The sequence below is a fragment of the Tsukamurella sp. 1534 genome (assembly GCF_000312385.1).
Taxonomy (GTDB): domain Bacteria; phylum Actinomycetota; class Actinomycetes; order Mycobacteriales; family Mycobacteriaceae; genus Tsukamurella.
The window spans coordinates 94,446-111,244 of sequence record NZ_HE997627.1 but is presented as its reverse complement, the minus strand read 5'-3'; the positions used below and the strand labels follow the sequence as shown (position 1 = coordinate 111,244).

General features: G+C 72.2%; 16 protein-coding genes. 6 read left to right on the top strand and 10 right to left on the bottom strand.

The genetic code is table 11. The features are described from left to right. Positions 1-6 precede the first annotated feature (6 nt). The 3 genes from BN39_RS12830 to BN39_RS12820 are packed head-to-tail and all read left to right on the top strand — an operon-like array spanning position 7 to position 2,907. Positions 7-858, top strand: coding sequence for an arylamine N-acetyltransferase (locus BN39_RS12830; protein WP_019202811.1), 852 nt, complete (start codon positions 7-9; stop codon positions 856-858). A 31-nt stretch (positions 859-889) separates the two neighbouring features. Next, positions 890-2,056: a zinc-binding dehydrogenase gene (locus BN39_RS12825; RefSeq protein ID WP_040768259.1), complete on the top strand. Its 1,167-nt coding sequence runs from the start codon at positions 890-892 to the stop codon at positions 2,054-2,056. Further along, positions 2,053-2,907: an exodeoxyribonuclease III gene (locus BN39_RS12820; protein ID WP_040767924.1), complete on the top strand. Its 855-nt coding sequence runs from the start codon at positions 2,053-2,055 to the stop codon at positions 2,905-2,907. The genes BN39_RS12825 and BN39_RS12820 overlap by 4 nt, the downstream gene beginning before the upstream one ends. Here the strand turns inward: BN39_RS12820 and BN39_RS12815 are convergent. The 4 genes from BN39_RS12815 to BN39_RS12800 are packed head-to-tail and all read right to left on the bottom strand — an operon-like array spanning position 2,904 to position 6,539. Then, the gene (locus tag BN39_RS12815; RefSeq protein WP_019202808.1) at positions 2,904-4,052 is read right to left on the bottom strand and encodes a cation:proton antiporter; all 1,149 of its coding nucleotides are present in this window, start codon (positions 4,050-4,052) and stop codon (positions 2,904-2,906) included. The genes BN39_RS12820 and BN39_RS12815 overlap by 4 nt on opposite strands. A gap of 10 nt (positions 4,053-4,062) precedes the next feature. After that, a complete protein-coding gene (locus tag BN39_RS12810) occupies positions 4,063-4,578 on the bottom strand; it encodes a hypothetical protein (protein WP_019202807.1) in 516 nt (171 codons plus the stop codon). Beyond that, complete coding sequence (locus BN39_RS12805; protein WP_040768257.1) at positions 4,575-5,711, bottom strand: alpha-hydroxy-acid oxidizing protein; 1,137 nt, start codon at positions 5,709-5,711, stop codon at positions 4,575-4,577. The genes BN39_RS12810 and BN39_RS12805 overlap by 4 nt, the downstream gene beginning before the upstream one ends. A 30-nt stretch (positions 5,712-5,741) precedes the next feature. Then, positions 5,742-6,539 (bottom strand): alpha/beta fold hydrolase, encoded by a 798-nt coding sequence (locus BN39_RS12800; RefSeq protein WP_019202805.1) that lies wholly within the window; start codon positions 6,537-6,539, stop codon positions 5,742-5,744. Positions 6,540-6,614: 75 nt separating this feature from the next. On the opposite strand from BN39_RS12800, the gene BN39_RS12795 reads away from it, so the two are divergent. Then, on the top strand, positions 6,615-7,058 hold the full coding sequence (locus BN39_RS12795) for a flavodoxin domain-containing protein (protein WP_040767923.1): 444 nt from the start codon (positions 6,615-6,617) through the stop codon (positions 7,056-7,058). Positions 7,059-7,121: 63 nt separating this feature from the next. Here the strand turns inward: BN39_RS12795 and BN39_RS12790 are convergent, their stop codons facing one another. The 6 genes from BN39_RS12790 to BN39_RS12765 all read right to left on the bottom strand — a co-directional run bounded on the left by BN39_RS12790 (position 7,122) and on the right by BN39_RS12765 (position 12,676). Beyond that, positions 7,122-7,634, bottom strand: a complete 513-nt coding sequence (locus tag BN39_RS12790) for a DUF4395 domain-containing protein (RefSeq protein ID WP_019202803.1) — start codon at positions 7,632-7,634, stop codon at positions 7,122-7,124. 73 nt (positions 7,635-7,707) lie between these two features. Next, positions 7,708-8,133 carry a MarR family transcriptional regulator gene (locus BN39_RS12785; RefSeq protein WP_019202802.1) on the bottom strand — a complete coding sequence of 142 codons (426 nt, stop codon included), beginning with the start codon at positions 8,131-8,133 and terminating at the stop codon, positions 7,708-7,710. 7 nt (positions 8,134-8,140) lie between these two features. Continuing rightward, entirely contained in the window at positions 8,141-9,544 is a 1,404-nt protein-coding gene (locus BN39_RS12780; protein WP_019202801.1) for a flotillin family protein, read from the bottom strand. A 74-nt stretch (positions 9,545-9,618) separates the two neighbouring features. Next, entirely contained in the window at positions 9,619-10,134 is a 516-nt protein-coding gene (locus tag BN39_RS12775; RefSeq protein WP_159103249.1) for an NfeD family protein, read from the bottom strand. A 208-nt stretch (positions 10,135-10,342) separates the two neighbouring features. Further along, entirely contained in the window at positions 10,343-11,908 is a 1,566-nt protein-coding gene (locus BN39_RS12770) for a DUF4407 domain-containing protein (RefSeq protein WP_051159018.1), read from the bottom strand. A gap of 135 nt (positions 11,909-12,043) precedes the next feature. Beyond that, positions 12,044-12,676 (bottom strand): TetR/AcrR family transcriptional regulator, encoded by a 633-nt coding sequence (locus BN39_RS12765; protein ID WP_019202799.1) that lies wholly within the window; start codon positions 12,674-12,676, stop codon positions 12,044-12,046. Between the two features lie 87 nt (positions 12,677-12,763). Between BN39_RS12765 and BN39_RS24080 the strand changes: the two genes are divergently transcribed. After that, a complete protein-coding gene (locus BN39_RS24080; RefSeq protein WP_371190634.1) occupies positions 12,764-15,043 on the top strand; it encodes an alpha/beta fold hydrolase in 2,280 nt (759 codons plus the stop codon). Further along, positions 15,028-16,782, top strand: a complete 1,755-nt coding sequence (locus BN39_RS12750) for an amidohydrolase family protein (protein ID WP_019202796.1) — start codon at positions 15,028-15,030, stop codon at positions 16,780-16,782. Before BN39_RS24080 ends, BN39_RS12750 begins: the two co-directional genes overlap by 16 nt. Positions 16,783-16,799: the final 17 nt, after the last annotated feature.

The window sequence follows — 16,799 nt, the reverse complement described above, 5'->3', positions numbered from 1 at the left end:
GGGGTCATGAGCACCGTTGCGCCGACCACCACCGTCGACATCGACGCCTACCTGCACCGCCTCGGGCTCGCCCATCGGCCCCCGCCCACCCTGGAGACGCTGCGCGATCTGCAGCTGCGGCACGTCGCGACGTTCCCGTTCGAGACGCTCGCCACGGCCGTGGGCGCGCCCGTCGACCTCTCGCCCGCCGCGCTGTCGACGAAGATCCTCACCGGCCGCCGCGGTGGCTACTGCTACGAGCTCAACGGCCTGTTCCTGTGGCTGCTGCAGGCCCTCGGCTTCGATGCGCGGCCGCTCACCGGGTGGGTCGTGATCGGCGCCGCCCCCGACGACTGGGAGTCGCACGCGCGCACCCATCAACTCACCCTGGTCCACCTCGACGGTGCGCGGCATATCACCGATGTGGGCCTGGGCGGCATGGTGCCCACCGGCCCGCTGCTGCTCGACGGGACCGGCTTGCAGGCCACCCCGCACGAGCACTACAGCGTGACCCCGGTGCCAACCTCCGTCACCACCCGCTACCTGCTGCGCCAGCACCTCGGGGACACGGCGCGCCCGCTCTACGTGTTCGACCTGGCCGAACAGCGGACCGTCGACCTGCACACCGGCAACTGGTACGTCTCGACCCACCCCGATTCCCCGTTCCGGGGCGCCGTCATGGCGGCCCGCGCCGAACCGGGCCGCCGGCACGTGCTCGCAGGGGCGGACTACGCCGTGCACCGGGTGGGCGCGGCCACCGAACGCCGGGCCCTGACCTCGGTCGAGGAGATCGTCCGCGTGCTCGACGACGCGTTCGGGATCGACGTCGGCGACGACGCCGCGGTGCGCGCCGTCCTGGCAGCGCAACTCGCCGATTGAACCCGCCGCCAGGGCGGTTATGGTGGGCGGCATGAAAGCTGTCGTGGTCAACGAAGGACGCCTGACGGTCGAGGAACTCCCCGCCCCCAGCCCCGCCCGCGGACAGGTGCTGCTGAACGTGACGCGTACCGGCATCTGCGGCTCGGACCTGCACGCCCGCCACCACGCCGACCTCGTCGCGGACCTCGCGGCGAAGGCCGGCTACCCGGACTGCATGCGCACCGATCAGCGGGTGGTGATGGGGCACGAGTTCGTGGGCACGGTCGCCGAGTACGGGCCCGGGTGCCGCAAGCGCTGGCCCGTGGGCACTCGCGTCGTTTCCCTCCCCACCGTCAAGGTGGGCAACGAGCCGCAGTTGGTGGGCCTGTCGGAGCGCGCCCCCGGTTCGTACGCGGAGCAGGTCGTCGTCCAGGAGGCGATGACGATGCCGGTGCCGGACAAGCTGTCCGACGAGGAGGCCGCGCTCACCGAACCGATGGCCGTGGCGTGGCACGCCGTGCGCCGCGCGGACGTCGGCCGCGGCCAGACGGCCGTCGTGATCGGTTGCGGCCCCATCGGTCTCGCGGTGATCGCGATGCTCCGCGCGTCGGGCGTGAAAAACATCGTGGCGAGCGACTTCTCCCCCGGCCGGCGGGCGCTGGCCGAGAAGATGGGCGCCCACGTCGTGGTGGACCCGCGGGTGCAGCAGCCCTGGGAGGCCTACAAGCCCGGCCGTAACGAGCTGCGGTCCGTCTCGGACATGCTGACGCTCGGCGTGGAGACCATGAAGAAACTGACCCTCGTGCCCGGCCCGGTGCCGTGGTGGCACGTGTTCCGGCTCGCGGAGCGGCTGCACGAGGTTCCCGAGGGCCCCGTCGTGTTCGAGTGCGTGGGCATTCCCGGGATGATCGATCAGATCATCACCGCCGCGCCGCTGCGCTCCCGCGTCGTCGTGGTGGGCGTGTGCATGGAACCTGACACGATCATGCCCGCGCTGGCCGGTAACAAGGAGATCGACCTGCGCTTCGTGTTCGGCTACGACCCGGGCGAGTTCCACGACACGCTGCACATGATGGCAAGCGGCAAGGTCGACGTGCGGCCGCTGGTGACGGGCACCGTCGGGCTCGACGGGGTGGAGAACGCGTTCGACGCGCTCGGCGACCCCGAGGTGCACGCGAAGATCCTCATCGACCCGTCGAGCGGGGCGACGGCGCCCTGATCGTCGCGAGTTTCAACGTCAACGGCATCCGCGCCGCGCGGCGCCGCGGGTTCGACGCGTGGCTCGCGGGCCGCGGGGCGGACGTCGTGGCGCTGCAGGAACTGCGGTGCCCGCCGGACGCGCTCGGCGGGTTCCCCGGCTACCACGCGTCCGCGGATTGCGGGTCCGTTCCCGGCCGCAACGGCGTGGCCGTACTCACGCGGGAACCGCCTGCGGCGGTGCGGTCCTGGGCAACGGTGCCGCCGCGGGCCCGCGGCCTGCGGGCGTTCGCCCACGAGGGCCGGTACATCGAGGTCGACCTGGCCGGGGCGCGTCTGACGGTGGCGTGCCTGTACCTGCCCAAGGGCGGGCTGCCCGCGCACCTGCAGAAGCCGGGCGGCATGCGCGACCAGCCCGACGGGGGCGCCAAGTACGCCCGCAAGATGGGCTTCCTCGACGCCTTCGCCCGGGAGCTGGACCGCAGCCGGCGGGCCGCCCGCGCCGCCGGGCGCGAGTTCCTGCTGCTCGGCGACCTCAACATCGCGCACCTGCCGCACGACGTGACCAATTGGCGACCCGCGCAGAAGATGGAGGGCTTCCTTCCCGAGGAGCGCGAGTGGCTGGGCGCGCGGCTCGGGCCGCGGACCCTGGTCGACGTGGTACGGCAGCAGCACGGCGACCGGCCCGGCCCGCTGTCGTGGTGGAGCTGGGCGGGCGCCTCGTTCACCAAGGACGTGGGCTGGCGGATCGACCACCACCTCGCCACGCCCGACCTCGCGGGCGTCGCGCGGTCGGTCACCGTCGACAAGGAGGCGTCGCCCGACGAACGGTTGTCCGATCACGCGCCCGTCGTGGTGGAGTACGACTTCTAGCCGGCCGGCACCCGCTCCGGCGGCGCCGATCGTGCGGCTCGGCCCGCCGCGAGGGCCGCGCCCGCGATGGTGACCAGGGCGCCGAGGATCAGCGCCGCGCCCTCGCCGGGCACGAACAGTCCGAGCTGTTCGCCGACGGTGACGGCGGCGACGGGAACCCCGATCTGCGCGGCGGCGAGCACGCCCAGCGGCAGCGGGAGCCCCGCCGCGCGCATCGCGACGTGCGCGGCGATCGCGCCCAGCCCCAGCGCGAGCCCGAGCAGGATGAACTTCGGGTGCTCGACCAGGTCGCGCAGGTTCACGCGGGCGCCCAGCCACACGAAGAACAGCGGCGCCATGAACCCCTCCTCGATGGCGAAGAGCTGCGCGGCCATCCGGCGCGGCTCCCCCACCGCGGCCACGGCGAGGCCCAGCGCGAACCCGGCGAGCATCACCGAGACGTGCATGGTCGTGGCGATGGCGGCCAGCACGAACAGCCCCACCAGGCTGATCCGCAGCTGGATGGCGAACTCCCGCGCCTCCGATATCGCCTCGATCCGGTCCCGCAGGCCGTTGCGCCGGCTCCACCGCATGAACACGAACATCGCGAACGCGGCCACCGCGACCGTCGCGGCCCCGATCGCCGCGCGGCCCGCGGTGGGTGGATCGATGACCAGCGGCAGCGCCACCACGCACACGGTGTCGGCGATCGCGACCTGCGCCGTGAGGGCGAGGATCGGTTTCCCGGTGAGGTGACCGGCGTCGATGATCGGCAGCACCACGGCCGCCGAGGACGAGGCCATCAGGACCGCGTACAGGGTGGCGTGTCCCGTGCCGAAGAGCGCGGAGAGCGCCGCGCCGAGCACCGCGGCGATGACGCCCACCGCGGCCGCGCGCGCCGCCCCCGCGCCGAGGGCGGATCGTACCGCCGGGTCCCGCACGGGCACATGCGTTCCGGCGACGAACATCACGAGGGCGAAGCCGATGTCGGCGAGGAACGCGAAGGTCGGCTCCGTCGCGTCGAGGATCCGGAAACCGGTCGCGCCGAACAGGACGCCCGCGAACATCGGGCCCAGGATCACCGGCAGGTGCCAGGACTCGCGGGCCGAGAGCAGCGGGCCCACCAGCCCCAGCGCCGTGATCAGCGCGAGCGTCGCGAACGTCATCCCGCAGACGCTACTCCGCGCGGGCCGCCCAGTAGCCGCGTAATCGCTGCGGCCGCGACGATTTCGCGGCCAGGTCCGCGCCGTCGTCCACTAGGACGACCACCTCGGTGGGCAGTGTTCCCTCCGCGACGAGCTCGGCGCCCGCCCGCCGGACCGCGCCGAGAAGCGCGTGTCCGTAGCGGCCGTGCGCGGCCGCCCACGCACCCTCGTCGAGCCCGTCCACGGCCGCGTTCAGGCGGTCCTGCCAGCCGTCGAGCGGCGCGCGGAGCGCCCAGCCGTCGTCGCGGCGCGGCCACGCCGGCGGCTCCCACAACCGCCGCGGATCGACGGATTCGACGGTGCCGAGCGCGGGGTACGGCAGGTCGACGGGGCCGGACGGCTCCGCGTGCAGGCCGGTGAGCGCGTAGGCGTAGGGCAGCTCACCGTCGGACTGGTAGACGAGGGCCCGTGCGACGGTCCGGAGTTCCTCGAAGACGGCGTCCTCGAAGCCGAACCAGTCGAAGCCGGTGGGGTCGGGGCCCGTCACCTGCGCACGACGTGCAGGTCGGCGAGGCTGGTCAGGCAGTCGGCGGCCATGGTCAAGTCGGCCTCGGCGAGCATCGACCGCACGACGTGCTCGACGCCCGCGGCGCCGCCCAGGGTGAGGCCGTAGACGTACGGGCGGCCGATCCCCGCGAGCGTGGCCCCGAGCCCCACGGCGCGGAGCACGTCGACGCCGTCGCGGATGCCGCTGTCGAACGTGACGGGCAGGCCCGCGTCGAGGACGCCCTCGAGGTGGCTGATCGCGGGGAGTCCGCCGTTGGCCTGGCGGCCTCCGTGGTTGGAGCAGGCGATCGCGTCGACGCCCTCCGCGGCGGCCTTGCGGGCGTCGTCGGCGTGGCAGATGCCCTTGAGGATGATCGGCAGATCGGTGATCCTGCGGATCCTGGCCACGTCGTCCCAGCCGAAGGTCGGCTTGGAGAACAGGGAGGACCAGACGATGCCGGCGTGCAGCGGCGGCGGCGCGTCGGTGCCGCACAGTTCCAGGAAGCGCGGGTCGGTGAGGTAGTTGGCCAGGCAGCGGCCGCGCAGGAACGGGATGTAGCCGTTGGCGAGGTCGCGGGGGCGCCAGCCCAGGGAGCCGGTGTCCAGGGTGATGGTGAGGGCGTCGAATCCGGCCTTCTCGGCGCGCCGCACCAGGTTGTCGGTGAGCTCGTCGTCCTTGGTCGGGTACAGCTGGAACGCGCCGAACGAGTCGCCGCGCGCGTCGGCCACCTCCTCCAGCGGGGCGTCCGAGAGGGTCGAGTACATCGCGGCCACGCCGAGCGCGCCGGCGGCGCGCGCGACCTCGAGGTCGCCGCCCTCGTGCACCAGGCCGTTGACGCCCACCGGGCACAGTACGACGGGGGCCGTCAGTTCCGTTCCGAGGAACGTGGTGGAGAGGTCGCGCGTGCTGCGGTCGCGGAGCATCCGCGGCACGAAGCCGTAGCGGCGCAGCTCGGTGACGTTGGCGTCCTGGGTGGTCTCGTCACCGGCTCCGCCGCGCACGTAATCGAAGGTCGCGTGGTCGAGGATCTGCCGGGCCCGCGCCTCGAGATCCGCGAAGGTGTACGGGAACCGGCGGTGCTTGGCGAGCAGGCCCTCCGCGTAGATGCCGTCCTGGAAGCCACCGAAATCCACCGCGTCCGCCATGCAGGGAAACTAGCAGGTTCACGGCTCCGCGAGGAAGGCCAGGGCGTCGCGGGTGGCGGAGGGTTCCTGCAGCTGGTAGCCGTGCCGGACGCCCGGGTAGAGGCGCAGCCGGGCGCCGCGGATCCGGTCGGCGAGGATCTCGGCGTTGCGGGGCGGGCACATGCGGTCCTCGGCGCCGTGCAGCACGAGGGTCGGCGCGCTGATCGCGGCGGACGCGTCCCAGCCGTCGTGGTCGGTGCTCGCGGCGAAGTGCGCGCGCTGCGCGGGCAGCGAACGCGGCCGGGCGAGGATCGCCTCGGCGGCCTCCGGGTGGCCGGCGAGCCAGTCCGGGGTGAAGAACAGTTCGAGCAGTGCCTGCCGGTCGGAGCGGACCAGGATGCGCAGCACCTCGTCGGGGCGGGGCAGCCCGTGCCGGTCGCCGACGGTGGTCGCGCCGAGGACCAGCCTGCGGACCCGTTCGGGGTGGTCGGCCGCGAGCCACTGGGCGGCCCGGCCGCCCATGGAGAAGCCGTACACGTCGGCCTGCTCGCCCAGGATCCCGTCGGCGCGGGCCGCGTCGAGCACCGCGAGCGCGTCGACGGCGCAGTCGCGGGTGCTCCACCGGCGGGGGAACACGTCGTCGCTCTCCCCGATGCCGCGGTGGTCGTAGACGACGACGGGGCCGGCGGCTCGCAGGTCGTCGACCACGGGATCCCAGGAGCTCGCCCCGAGCGCCTGGCCGGCGATGAGCAGCAGTCCCGGCCCAGTCGCTCCGGGTGCGGCCGGGTGGGTTATGTAGGACAATCGGGACCCGTCGGGCGTCACGGCGAACGGCATGCACGAGAGCCTAGAAGGTCACATCGGCGCGGCGCGTGTCACGCCCGGCCATTAGGGCTGGCTACACTACTGCCCATGTCTGTTCACATCTTCTACGGTTCGTCGACCGGCACGGCCGAGGGCGCAGCGAACGCCATGTACAACGTGTTCGCCGCTGCCGGGTCCGTCGAGGTCCACGACATGATGGACGGCGAGATCGACGCGCTGGACCCCGCGGACTTCCACGTCTTCTCGACCGCCACCTACGGCGACGGCGAGCTCCCCGCCGGCACCACCGAGTTCTTCGAGGATCTCCTCGAGGCCGCACCCGACCTCACGGGCCTCCGGTTCGCGGTCTTCGGCCTCGGTGATTCGATCTACGTCGACACCTACAACGCCGGCGGGAAGACCGTGGTCAAGCACCTGACCGGCCTCGGCGCCACGCACGTGGGCGACCGCTTCGAGCACGACAACTCGGGCACCGACGATGTGGACGAGAAGGCCGTCGAGTGGGCCAAGGAGATCGTCGGACTCATCTGACCGACCCCGACAGACCGAACGCCGCCGCGAGCAGTTCCGCGGCGGCGTTCTTCGTCGGTGGTGCTATTTCTGCTGCTGCCCCTGCGGGACGGTCAGGGTGGGCGGCGCGGTGTTCACGCCCGCGCAGGCCTCGCACACGGAGGCGGGGATCACGCCACGGCGCTGCAGCCACCCGAAGACGATGCAGCCGAGGCACACGCCGGCCGCGGATTCGAGGAGCGCGGCCACGACGAGCAGGCCGAGCACGATCCGGGCGGCGAGGTGGTCGCCGGCGAGGAAGAGCACCAGCGCGACGCCGGAGAACACCAGCCCGATGGTCTGCGCGAATCGTTTCGGCGGCCCGGGCACCAGCTTGGCGGGGCCGAGTCGCGGCGCGATCACGTGCACGGCGAGGCGCCCGAACGGCGAGTAGCGCGGGCCGCCCGCGACCCGCAGGGCGAAGCCGACGGCGAGGGCGGCGTAGAGCCACCACTGCCCGGCGACGATCGTCACGACGGCGAGCACCACCACCAGCCCCGCGGTCACCCGCGCCGCGTACTCGTTGACCGGGTTCGGGAAGGAGAAGACACCACTCACGAGGGTGACGATAGCGCCGCCCGGGCAACCCCCACCAGGGTTGGGATCGCCGTGATTCGAGGGGAAGGGCCGCTCAGGCGCGCGCGAGGCGCAACAGCAGCGGCACCGCGGCGCGCAACAGTGCCGCCTCCTCGGAGGTGAGCTGTTCGGCGCCGTGCGCCACGAGCCACTCGTCCTGGGCGCGGCCGCGGTCCCGGAGGGCCGCTCGTCCCGCGTCGGTCAGGGCGACGGGCCGCCGCCGGGCGTCGGCCCCGTCCGTGTCACCCTCCGCCCGGACCAGGCCCCGCCGCCGCAGGTCGGCGAGGACGGCCGAGGCGTTGGATCGGCGGATGCCGAGACGGTCGCCGATCGCCGTCGGGAACGCGCCGGCGCCGAGGGCCTCGACGGATTCGAGGACGAACAGCTCGGTGCCGCGCAGGCCCGCGGCGGGCAGCCGGCGGAGTCTCTCCTCCAGCACGCCCACCGCGAGCCGCAGCGCCTCGGCGTCGCCGAGTCTCACGGCGGTGCTACTCGGTCCGGCCCTCGGCGACGACCGGCGCCTGGGCACCGGTGGCTCCGCCGAGCAGGTCGGAGAGATCGATCCCCTGGGACCGCAGGGCCGCGACCACCGAGGCCACGGACTGGCCGGACAGCCCGAGGAGCCCGCCGGTGGCATCGCCCTCACCTCCGCCGATGATGTTGATGCTGTCGATCGCGGCGGTGGCCTCGGACTGGGCCCGGACGGCGGCCTCGACGGTGGCCAGGACCTGCGGTGCCAGCAACAGCCGGACCGCCTCGGCGTTGTACTGGTTGAACGCCTCTGCCTGCGCCTGCTTGCCGGCCGCGTCGGCGCGGAGCTCGGCCTCCAGAGCCGCGGCGGCGGACTTCCGGGCCTCGGCCGCGGATTCGCCGTCGAGGCGGGTGGACTCGGCCCGGGCCTCGGCGGCGAGGATCGCGGACTGCCGGTCGCCCTCGGCGCGGGCGACCGCGGCCTGGCGCTCCGCCTCGGCGGGCGCGATGACATCGGCCTGCAGGGCCGCCTCCGCCTGGGCGCGCCGCTTGCGTTCCACCTCGGTGCGGGCCTCGACGCGGGCGGCCTCCGCCTCCTCGAGCGCGATGCCGACGTTCTTCTCCGCCTTGGCCTTCGCGAGCGGGCCGGCCTGGTCGGCCTCGGCGTTCTGCGCCTCGGTCTGTGCGCGCAGCTGGGCGATGCGGACGTCGCGGCCCTGCTGCGCCTCGGCGATCGCGGTCTCGGCCTCGGTCTGGGCGATCTCACCCGCGCGGCGGGCGTCGGCGGACCGGATCAGCGAATCCCGCTCGGCCTCGGCCTTGCCGATGTCCGCGTCGCGCTTGACCTCGGCGATGCGCTTCTGGCCGAGCGATTCGAGGTACCCGTTGCGGTCCTCGATGCCGGCGATCTTGAGGATGTCGACCTCCATGCCGATGCGGGCGAGGTCTCCCCCGGCCTCGTCGACCACGCCGCGCGCGAGCGCCTCGCGGTTGCTGTTGAGCTGCTCGACGGTCATGGTGGCGGCGATCCCGCGGAGGCTGCCGGAGAGGATCTCGTTGATCTGGTTCTCCAGCTCGGCCATGTTCGCGGTGAGGAAGCGCTGCGCCGCGGTGCGGGTCATCTCGTCGGTGGTGCCGATCCGGACGAGGCCCACGGCCTGCAGTTCGACGGGCACGCCGTCGACGCTGCGGGCGCTGCTGAGTGCGATCCGGATCTCGAAGGGACGCAACGGCATGTAGTCGACGCGCTCGAACCCGGGCACCTTGAAGCGTGCGCCGCCGCGGACGACCTTCATCTCGCCGCGTCCGGTGAAGATGGCCACCTGGTCCGGTGGGGACTTGATGTAGTTGTGGAAGAAGATCCACAGGGCGAGCAGGACGACGATGACCGCGGCACCGGCCGCGAGCAGTACGGGAAGCATGGTTCCCTCCTTCTTCTTTTATCGATGGTCTATCGGCGCAGGCCGAATTCGGCCGACGGGCGGGCGATCCCGGCTCAGGGCAGCGCGAGCGGCTCGACGACGAGCCGGTCACCGTCGACGTCGACGATCAGCACCCGACTGCCGTCGGCGGCGGTGCCGTCGCCCTTCGCGAGAACCGCGGTGGTGGTGGCGCGGACCGACTCCGCGTCGAGGTAGCTGACCTGTCCCCACCCGCCGGCGGGGATGGACATGGTCACCGTGGCGGTGCGGCCGACGGCGGCACGCAGGCCTGCGACGGTGCCGGTCTGCGCCCGCCGCATCGCGCGGAGCACCACCATGAGCAGGGCGTACGCCCCGATACCCGCACCCGCGGCGATGAGCACGACGACGGGCCGCTCGATCGCCGTGCCCGCGTACAGCGGCCAGCCGACGACGCCGAACACACCGACCGCCGCGGCGAGCGCGGGCGCGCTCAGCCAGGGCAGGCCGCCGTCGACGTCTCCCCCGCCGAAATCGGTGTCCCCCAACACGAGTGACGCGATCAGGGCCAGGACCCCCACCACGGCGCATACTGCGAAAACGGTAACCACGGGCGCCTCCTCCACGCTCGGATCTCCTGTTTCCACTATAGCAAACAATGCGTACGAACCCACCGATTTCCGGCGATCTTCGCAGGCTGATGCTTATGCTAATGAAATCATCGCGGCCGACAACCGACGCGCGACCGCGGGCGAGGCCGGTCCGTCGCCGGCCGGACGGGCGTGCCGTCCAGCAGGATTCGTGCCGCGGCGATCCGGCTCAGCCGCGGGGCGAGAGCGTGCCGGAGGGGAGCGACGGCGGGCGCGCCGCCGCGATCTCCTCGTGCGCCACGTCGAGCGGATCCGCGGCGGCGTGCGCGCCGCCGCGGTCACCGGTGGTCCGGGCGGCCTCGGCGCGACTCTCGACGGGCGCCGGAACGGTCTGTTCGGTGGTCCCGACGGTCACCTTCCGCGTGCGCCGCATCGAGAAGGTCACCTCCTCGACCTCCTCGTAGGACTGCTGCACCGTCCGGGTGGAGGGCCCGGGGAGGACCCGGGCGACGATGGGCGGCACCAGCGGGCGCACGAAACCGGCCACGGCGCGGGCGGCGTCGTCGAGCACGGGTGGCACGAAGGGATTGGGCTTGCGCTGCCCCACATCGTGCTCCGGCACCGCGGGCGAGGACTGGGCGACGGGTGCGGGAAGGTTGTCCTGATCGGGCACGGTGTCCTCCTGGTCGGGTACCGCTTCGGGTTCGGTCCGGTGCGCCGCCGCAGCGCCGCGCACGACGGGGATCGGCCCCGTGGGCGTGTCGTCCGCCGCGGGCCGCCGGGGCGCGGCGGCGAGGCTGGCCGCCTCAGCGGCGGCCGCGATGGGCAGGTAGTCGTCGTCGCCGACGGGGTTCGGCGGCGCCTCCCGCACGTACCGCCGCGCGGTCACGTGGACGGGTTCGAATCCGGCGGCTGCGAGGGCGGCGGCGTCCTGGGCCACGGACGGGCCGATCGCGGGCATCGTCCGGGTCGGGGCGTCCTGCGCGAGAGCCAGTTCCACGCGCCGCTCCTGATCGCGGCGTTCGATCGCGAGTTGCGCCGCGGACGCCAGCCGCAGGCTCTCGAGTTCCTGGCGCGCGCGGATGTCGCGGACGGTGTCGCCGCGCCACAGCCGCAGCATCAGCGGGAGGAGCGCGAGCACGACGCAGACCAGATCGATACCGATGCGCAGTGTGAGCGCCGAGAGCGAGGAACCGGTGACGGCGTTCAGCGCGGCCCAGCGGGCCCCGATCCCCTGATCCACGCCGGTGGCGGCGTCGCGGGCCGCCGTCACATCGTCGCGGGCGCGGGCGACGCGGGCGTCGGCCTCCGGCGTGCGTGCCGCGCGGGCGGCGGTGGCGCGGTCGAGATCGGTCTGCGCGGCGGCGAGCCGCTGGTTGGCGGTGCGGGTCTCGGCCCCCTGACCGGGGACGCCGGTGATGGACGTCTGCGGGCACGCGGGCCCCGGGCGGTACTCGCACCGGGCGACGGTGAGCGCCTGGTCCCGCCGAGCGACGGCCTCGGAGACGCGGGCGTCGAGCGCCGACCGTTCCGCGACGGCGGCGTCGAGGTCGCCCTGCGCGGCACGCACGGCGGGCGTGCTGGACGCCGCACGGTCGGCGTCGTCGCGCAGGCGGTCGTCGATCGGACCCGTGAGCGCGAGGACGGCGAGCAGCTCGCCGGCGACCAGGCCGATGAGGGCCGCGACGAGGAAGCGGCTGGGGAGCGCCGCACGACGGCCGGGGCCGGCCACGGCGATGCAGACCGCACCGCCGAGCAGCACGGTCACGACGACGAGCACGACCACCACGGCCATCGACCACTCCCCTCGTCGCTCTCGTTCCTGGGAAGAGAATCCCAGCACACGGACGTGTCCGCCCAATTCCGCGTCCACGCTGTGGCGACCTTCACACGTCGGCCGGATTGTGACCCGGGCGGCTCCCCGCGGGCGTCAGTCGTTCTCCCGCCGGCCGTTCGCCAGCCCGGTCCAGCAGAATTCGAGCAAACGTTGAACGACGACGGCGCGCGGTGTATGCGGGTGGTCGAGCCACCACCGCGTCATCCCCTCCTGCGCCGACCGCAGCATCGTCGCGTAGGCCTCGGCGATACGACGCGCCTCCGCCGAGTCGGCGTGCCCCTCGGGATGCGCGAGGAAGAACCCGGACACCGCTGCGGTCGCGCGGCTACCGGCCGCTCGGTAGGCGGCGACCACCGACGGCTCCGCGGGCGGTTCCCGGAACAGCATCCGGGCCGCGTGCCGATGGTGTTCGACGTACTCGAAGAACCCGTCGACGCCTGCGCGGAAGTAGTCGGCGTCGTCGGAATCGGCCACAGCCAGGCGCGATCCGACATGGGCGAGCAACTCGTCGGTGAGTTCCTCGACGAGGACCACCTGCAGATCCGCTTTGGAGGCGAAATGGTCGTAGATGACGGCCACATTGCATTCGGCTCCCGCGGCGATCTCGGCCATAGACGCTGCGGCATAACCCTTCTCACCGAAGACGGCCGTCGCCGCATCGAGGATGAGCCGACGGCGCTGCTCCGGCCGCAGCCTCGTTCGCGGCTTGCTCGGTTCGTTGGCCATACCGCCGATTCTAGGGCGACACCTATTGACCAAATGACCATTGGGTAATACCGTCGCTACCAAGTCAACATTTGGTAAGGAGTGGTGATGGCCGAAGCAGTGGTCCTCGGTGCAGGTCTGGCGGGGTGCCTCGCTGCCCGCGTCCTAGCGGACCGATTCGATCGGGTGACGATCGTCGAACGTGATGTTCTGGCCGACAGGCCCGAGCACCGGAGAGGCGTCCCGCAGGGCAAGCACGGTCACCTCCTGCTCGCGGGCGGTGTTCGCGCACTGGAAGCGCTGTTGCCGGGAATGGTGTCCGACTTGCGCGACGCCGGAGTCCCGGTGGTGGGCGCGGTTCCCGGCGACGTGCTGTTCAGTGCGCGTGGCCACGTGTTGGCGACCGAGGGGCGGACGCTCGGCCCGCTGGAGACGTACGTACCGAGCCGCTCCTACCTCGATTGGTACGTCCGGTCGAGGGTTGTGGCCCTGCCGCGAGTCCAACTGATGGACGACACCGCGGTCGTCTCGCCACTCGTCACCCGGAGGCACGGACTTCCCGTGGTCGGTGGTGTTCGACTGGCCGACGGTCGAGAGATCGCGGCCGACCTCGTGGTCGACGCCCGAGGTCGCGCAGCCCGCACGGCGGCGTGGATGCGCGAGATGGGTCTCCCCGAGGTCCCGGTATCGACGAGCGATGTCGGGGTCACCTATGTCACGCATGTGGTGCCGTTGCCGGAGGACGCCTTCCCCGAACGCCTCGTCGTCATATCTGCTACCCCGGAACGACATTCGGGTATGGGATTGTTCCGGCACGAGAACGGGCTCGCCGAGTTCACGGTGTTCGGAGTGGCCGGTACGCGGCCCCCGCGCGACTACCGGGACGGTGTCGACTTCGTCTCCGGTTTCGCCCCCGCACGCGTGGTCGCCGCACTGAACGCCACATCCCCGAGCAACGGCGAACCGCACGGGCCGAAGTTCGGCTACCCCCGCTCCGAGTGGAGGCGTTTCGATCGCGTCGAGCAACCACCGGCGGGCCTGGTGGCGATCGGGGATGCGATCTGCAGCCTGAACCCGACGTACGGCCAGGGAATGACGGTCTCCGCACTACAGAGCCTGGCACTGGCGGATTGCCTGGCCGACGGCCTGGAGGATCTGCCGGACCGGTTCTACCCGAGGGCGGCCGTTCCGATCGAACAGTGCTGGGACCTCAACGCCGAGACCGAGGCGCTGATCACGGGCGCGGGCCGTCGCGGTATCGAACGCCGCATCACGGAGGCCTCCGCCAACCGATTCCTGACCGCGGCCGAGACCGACGCGGCACTGGCGGAACGCTTCCTGCGCGTCAATGCGCTGCTCGACCCGCCGTCGGAACTGACCCGTCCACACGCGATCGCGCGCACAGCCACCGAGCCACTGCGCCGCAGGCTCCGCGGCGGTCCCCAGCGGGCGCGCCTCGAACCCCCTCCTCCCATTCCCGGGGTGCACCGGGACACGGTGTTCGCGCGGGGGATCCACTTCCACGTCACCGAGGCCGGTGCAGGAGTTCCGGTGCTCGCCCTGCACGGCTGGCCGCAGCATCATTACGCGTTCCGCGACCTGCTCGCGTCACCTCCTCCGGGCATGCGGATCATCGCGCCCGACCTGCCCGGGTTCGGCTGGTCCGGCCCACCGCCGCACGCGTGGGGCAAGAAGGATGTGGCCGACGATCTGGTCACCCTGCTCGACGCGTTGGGCATCGAGGCCGCCATCGTGCTCGGTCACGATTGGGGTGGATGGATCGGCCAGGTGATGGCCCTCGAGAATCCCGAACGCGTCACCGGGCTCCTCCCGGTCAACATCGCCCACCTCTGGCAAGGCTCCGGCGGTGCGGCCCAGCTGGCCCGAACCGCACCCGCCCTGGCCCGAACGGCGCTGTATCAACCGGTGATCGCCGGCATCGGTGTCCCTCTGCAGCGCCACACTCCTGTGATCTCGGCCGTTTTCGCCCGGGAGCGCCGGATACCCGGTTTCGGGGACGAGACGGCCCGGATCTACGCGCGCAGATTCCGTGATCCCGTCTGCGCCCGTGCGGCCACCCTCGCGTACCGCACGTTCGTCACCCGCGAACTGCCCCAGCGACTCCGCGCCCCGGAGACACGCATCTCGACGACGCCCACCCGCGCCCTGTTCGGCACCGCCGATCCCGCGCTGAGACCGGCTCTGGCGGATCCGCGCACAGCGCTCGCCGAGGACTACCGACTCGAACTCGTCGACGGCTGCGGCCACTTCCTCCCGGAGGAGCGCCCTGAACTCCTGCGCGCCCGGCTCACCGCACTGGTCGCGGAGCGAGGACCGGCGATCGTCCCGCCGTCCGTCGCCGAGGAGGCACCGTGTTCGACATCGTGATTCGCAACGGCCTCTGGTTCGACGGCGACGGCGGTGCGCCCCGCCCCGCCACCATCGGGATCCGCGACGGGGAGGTCGCGGAGATCGCCACGGGCGGAGGCGACCTGGAGACCGCGGGGTGCCCCGACGTCATCGACGCCGCGGGCAAATGGGTCCTGCCCGGTCTGCTCGACATCCACACCCATTACGACGCCGAAGTCCTCCTCAACCCCGGGCTCGGCGAGTCGGTACGGCACGGCGTCACCACGGTGGTGCTCGGCTGCTGCTCCATGTCGAGCGTGTACGCATCCGACGAGGACGTGGCCGACCTGTTCAGCCGCGTCGAGGCCGTCCCCCGGCAGCACGTACTCGAGGCCCTCGACACGGTTCGGACCTGGAGCGGCCCGGAGGAGTACGTCGAAGCCATCGGCGCACTCCCGCTCGGCCCCAACGTCGCCGCCTTCGTCGGGCACTCCGATCTGCGCGCGACCGTCCTCGGGCTCGGGCGCGCCACCGAGCCGGATACCCGCCCGACCCGCAGCGAGGTCCGCACCATGGCCGCTCTGCTCGAACGGGCCGTCCGGGCCGGGATGCTGGGCATGTCGGGGATGGACGCGCCGATCGACAAGTTGGACGGCGACCGATACCGCTCCCGTGCACTGCCGTCGACCTACGCCCGCTGGAGCGAGCGCTTCAGGCTCATCAGTGTTCTACGCCGGCACGGTGGCGTCCTGCAGAGCGCACCGAACATCACGGCTCCCGCCAGTGCCGTGCTGTTCTTCCTCGCGTCCGGAGCCCGCCCGCTCGATCGCCGCCGAGTGCCCACGAGTCTCCTGGTGGCGGCCGACACGAAGTCCGCACCCGCCGCGCACACGTTGCTGCGCGCCGCAGCGGCGTCCGGAAACCGCTTCTTCCGCAGCAACGTCCGCTTTCAGCACCTCCCGGTACCGTTCGTCCTGTACTCGGACGGGATCGATCTGCCGGTGTTCGAGGAGTTCGGCGCCGGTACGGCGGCATTGCACCTGCGCGACCAGCTGGCCCGAAACCGGTTGCTCGCCGATCCGCAGTACCGACTCGGGTTCCGCCGGGAGTTCCTCACGCCGCGCCGCACCCCCGGACTGTGGCACCGCGACTTCCACGACGCCGTCATCGTGGAATGCCCGGACGCAGCGCTCGTCGGCCGCAGCTTCGGGGAGGTCGCCGACGAACGCGGGGTCGAATCGCTCGACTGCTTCCTCGACATCCTCGTCGAACACGGAGAACGCAACGTCCGCTGGACCACCACCGTGGGCAATCACCGCCCCACGGTCCTCGACGAGATGGCGGCGGATCCCAATCTCCACCTCGGCTTCTCCGACGCCGGCGCACACCTCCGCAACATGGCGTTCTACAACTTCGGCCTGCGGTTCCTCCGGCGCATGCGCGACGCCGAAATCGCCGGCCGTCCCGTGCTGCCCCTCGGAGCCGCGGTTCACCGGCTCACCGGCGAGCTCGGCGATTGGTTCGGAATCGATGCGGGTCACCTGCGAATCGGCGATCGCGCGGACTTCGTCGTCATCGATCCGACCGCCCTCGACGACGACCTGGACGGCTACCACGAGCAACGGACAGAATTCTTCGGAGGCCTGTCCCGCATGGTCAACCGTAACGATCGTGCGGTCACGGCCGTCGGGGTCGCCGGACGGACCGTGTTCCGTGACGGCCGGTTCGCCGGCGACTACGGCAGAACACCGTCGGGGCGGTTCCTCCGGCGGACCTGAGCCGGCGGATCCGGCGA